This is a genomic window from Acinetobacter sp. LMB-5, assembly GCF_001541635.1.
In the GTDB taxonomy this organism is placed as follows: domain Bacteria; phylum Pseudomonadota; class Gammaproteobacteria; order Pseudomonadales; family Moraxellaceae; genus Acinetobacter; species Acinetobacter pittii.
Window position 1 is genome coordinate 1 of the sequence record NZ_LRDR01000139.1, and the last position, 306, is coordinate 306.

The following is a 306-nucleotide window of genomic DNA, read 5'->3' on the forward strand; positions in this document are numbered from 1 at the left end:
ACGTACATCAACGGTCAAACTGACCTAGTAAAAGCGTCAGTGGACCAAGATGGTAAGCTCCAAGTATTTGCGGGCAACAACAAAGTAGAAGGCGACGTTGAGTTCTCTGGCGGCTTATCTGGTGAGCTAGGTCTAAGCGACGGCAAGAAAGTAACGGTTGATACTATCGACGTAACATCAGTAGGTGGCGCACAAGAATCTGTGGCTATCATTGATGCGGCATTGAAATACGTAGACAGCCACCGTGCAGAGCTAGGTGCTTTCCAAAACCGTTTCAACCACGCAATCAGCAACTTGGATAACATC

Annotated in this window: 1 protein-coding gene; it reads left to right on the plus strand. The window is 47.7% G+C overall.

All coding sequences use genetic code 11. The features are described from left to right. A partial coding sequence (locus AW165_RS18870) for a flagellin (protein ID WP_265733006.1) occupies nucleotides 1-306 on the plus strand: 306 nt, incomplete at both ends.